3 protein-coding genes and 1 pseudogene are annotated in these 2,635 nt (G+C 40.3%); all 4 read left to right on the top strand.

Going from position 1 to position 2,635, the window contains the following annotated elements:
* On the top strand, positions 1–224 hold a 224-nt coding region (locus EXZ60_RS18725), incomplete at its 5' end, for a pentapeptide repeat-containing protein (protein WP_277436144.1).
* Positions 225–886: 662 nt separating this feature from the next.
* Positions 887–1,663, top strand: a complete 777-nt coding sequence (locus EXZ60_RS18720; protein ID WP_277436143.1) for a choline kinase — start codon at positions 887–889, stop codon at positions 1,661–1,663.
* 184 nt (positions 1,664–1,847) lie between these two features.
* Positions 1,848–2,399 (top strand): class IV adenylate cyclase, encoded by a 552-nt coding sequence (cyaB, locus tag EXZ60_RS18715; protein WP_277436142.1) that lies wholly within the window; start codon positions 1,848–1,850, stop codon positions 2,397–2,399.
* A 139-nt stretch (positions 2,400–2,538) separates the two neighbouring features.
* Positions 2,539–2,635, top strand: a pseudogene (locus EXZ60_RS18710) (GNAT family N-acetyltransferase); the annotation flags it as partial.

Here is a 2,635-nt window from a genome sequence, read left to right as displayed (position 1 = left end):
TGCATGATGTTGATTTCCGTGAAGGTAACTTTGCAGGTTCAATAATGATTTATAGTGATTTTAGCCACAGTTTATTTATGAGAACAAATTTGCAAGGGGTTGATTTCAGTGAATCAACAGCATACTCAATTGACGTACTAGAAAATAACGTTAAAAAGGCTAAGTTTTCACGATATGAAGCGTTGAGCTTATTAGAAAGCTTAGGTATTGAATTGGTGGATTAATAGCCTAACAAGGCATTTAAGACGGATTCCCAACGCTCGGCATTTTCGGTTCGCTTCGGCTTAAGTGTTTACGGTACAATACGTTAGGTGCAGTGGTCTGCGTTGCTCACCACTTAATGCGGCGTTATGCAACTCAGGTAAATTTAGGGCTCAATCTTTTGGGATTTCTCCGGCCATTCGTTTTGTGTTGTCGGCAAATGAGCATTTTTACCTTCAAATTCATGGTTAACTTAAACCGTAAAACAGGCAAGGTTCTTTGTTTGCCTCAATGAGTTTTGGTGCTGGTTTGTTGTCAATTTAGCGGGCGCAAAGTGTGGAAAGGGCAAGTTTATCGAGTATTTCGCATTTGCTGAAAGTCTTGCTTGTTGAGTTTGTCTCATTCAAAAGCTTGGTTTGTTGTTGAAAGGTGGGCTTTGTTTTGGCGGCTTATTTATCACGGCTCTGGCTGGGTTGGTTCTTGGACCACTCAACCATTGCAATTGTGGTTTTTGATCGAGTAAAGTCAGTTTATCTTATTGAATTTGCATAACAAACGGCTCAAGAGGGATTGCCAACGCTTGGCGGTTTTAGTGCAAAATTGCAGTTCAGTGTTTACAGTGTGTTTTTTAAGTTCGGCGGTGCGTTGTCAACCCCTTAGCCGGGCGTTATAACGCAGGAGAGTTATGAGTACACAAGATCTATCGAAAATGGGTGCAGCTCGAGTTACTATGGAAGCGTTTGATGGCTCTCTTTGTATTCGTAAGCAAGACGCTTCGGATGTAGAGGTTAATTTTTACCAATACGCAGCTCCCATGCTCGAAGGTGTCAATGTTCCTAAGCTCTATAAGGTGCAAAGAAATGATCTTTTTATTGAGCTCATTCCTAATCGGGTAACGTTAACAGAACTGCGAGCAAATTCGAGCGTTTTTGAACAATTGAGCAGCATTCACTGCTCAAAATACAATCCATTCTTTAGTCCCAAAGAACATTATTGGTCAGTTACTTCAACTGAGTCAGCTCTTGAGGCCTTAAGCCTTCCTTGCTCTTCCCAAAATGCGATAGTATCAATACAAACCTTGTCTCATGTTCTATTTGAGCATTCTGGCTTAATTTCGGGTGATACGAATGATGGAAATTGGGGCACGAGAAAGAATGGTGAGTTGGTATTATTTGACTGGGAGCGTTTTGGTTATGGTAGCCCAGCAATTGATTTAGCCCCTTTAGTACAAGGTTTAGGGTCAATTCATGAGTACACCTCGATTGTCGAGCAATACACTCAATATAATTCCGCATTTACCGCCAATGAGTTAACGAAGCATTTGGTTTTTGCAAAGTGCTGGATAGTTATTGAAGTGGTTAACATACTGATTAGTCGTAATAAATCTGAAGCATCAACGTATATAGACTGGTATAAAAAGAACGTACCTTCTTGGTTAGGTGCAGTAGAAAATGCGTTATAACAAACGGCTCAAGAGGGATTGCCAACGCTTGGCGGTTTTAGTGCAAAATTGAAATTCAGTGTTTACGGTGTGTTTTTTGAGTTCGGCTATGCGTTGTCAACCCCTTAGCCGGGCGTTATGCGTACGGTCATGTTTAGCTACTCACTCATATGGTAAAATTCTCATTTTGTTATTGGATTACAAAATGAGTGATCAGCATTTTCAAGGTAAATATGAGGTAGAACTTAAGTATCGCCTTGAGTCGAAGACTAATTTCTTGAATGTTTTAAAACATACACCCCATGAAATCATGCTTGAGGACAATCTAGAATCCGACTGGTATTTTGATACCCCTGATAAATCATTATACCGGCAGAATAAGAGCGTCTGTATTCGTACTATGAAGCCGTCAGGTATCAAGCTTTGGATTGTTAAAGGTCCAGAGGTAGATCGATGTGAAGCGACTAATATTACAGATGTTGAAAGTGCTAAAAGTATGCTTGAAACGATGGGGTACGAAATTACTTTGAAAGCGACCAAAATTCGAAGTATTTATTTTATCGACAAGTTTCATATCACGGTTGACTCTCTAGATGGCATTGGTAACTTTGCAGAGTTCGCCATCATGACAGACGATGAATCGATGCTAGCTACTTATAAGTCAGAACTTGAAACCCTAGCTAGTATGTTTGGGCTAACAGAATCAGCATTGCAGACTAAATCCTATAAACAGATGTTCGAGGAAAAATACGCATAACAAACAATTTAAGTGGATTCTCAACGCGTGGCAGTTTTACTATGCGTCAGGTAAAGTGCTTTACGGTGCAATGCAGCGGCTTGGTCAGTGCGTTGTTCACCACTTAATTGGGCGTTAGCTGAATGTTGGTATAAGTAGCATGATCAAAATTAGAAAATACGAAGATTCTGACGCAAGTGAGTTGTGGAAGCTTTTTTATCATACAGTTCGTAACGTGAATCGACGAGACTATTCCC

The organism is Vibrio sp. 1151_11 (assembly GCF_029478525.1).
GTDB classification, from domain to species: Bacteria; Pseudomonadota; Gammaproteobacteria; order Enterobacterales; family Vibrionaceae; genus Vibrio; species Vibrio anguillarum.
Note: the sequence above shows the minus strand (reverse complement) of the source record. Positions and strands in the feature narration are given on the sequence as shown.